This window comes from Sandarakinorhabdus oryzae (assembly GCF_009733735.1).
In the GTDB taxonomy this organism is placed as follows: domain Bacteria; phylum Pseudomonadota; class Alphaproteobacteria; order Sphingomonadales; family Sphingomonadaceae; genus Sandarakinorhabdus; species Sandarakinorhabdus oryzae.
The window spans coordinates 1-584 of the sequence record NZ_WNJP01000406.1; the positions used below are offsets into that span (position 1 = coordinate 1).

Genomic DNA, 584 nt, shown 5'->3' on the forward strand with positions numbered 1-584 from the left:
GGCCGCAACGGCGCCATCAACGGCGCCGCTCACCGTGCCGGCGAGCGCGCCCGAGGCGCTGGCATTGCCGCTGCGCGTATCAATGCTGCGGGTGGCGCTGGCGCTGCCGGTGCCGCTGGCGGTGCCCGTCACCGAACCGGTCACCGAACGGGCGCTGTTGCCGATGCCACCCAGCGTGCCGCCAATCTGGCCGGCGCCATTCAGTGCGCCACTCACGGCACCGGTCACGTTGCCGGCGCCGCCGAGCAGCTGGGCGGAGGCCGGAGCGGTGGCCATCAGGGCCAGGACCGCAGTCGAAATCATCATGCGCTTCATTGTCTGTCTCCCAATTTGCGGGACCCTCGTCGGTCCACATCAGGCAAACGATGCTGCATTGGGCTTTCTTCCCGACCCGCGATTATTTTTTCTGCACCAGTGGCCGCACCGGATTGCGGCAGGCAGCGCAGACGATGCCCCTGCCCAATTTCCCGTTGCCGGTGGCGCGCGCTTCGGCGGCGACGGCTGCCAGCGGGCTGGCCGGGTAGGCCGCCAGTCGCGCGGTCACCAGTGGCGCGGCGAACGAGGTGCCGCGCACCGCCGCATAG

Annotated in this window: 2 pseudogenes; both read right to left on the minus strand. The window is 70.0% G+C overall.

Features of this window, described 5'->3' with window-relative positions:
- Nucleotides 1-315 (minus strand): annotated as a pseudogene (locus GJ693_RS16575) (hypothetical protein); the annotation flags it as partial.
- Nucleotides 316-397: 82 nt separating this feature from the next.
- Nucleotides 398-584, minus strand: a pseudogene (locus GJ693_RS17345) (hypothetical protein); the annotation flags it as partial.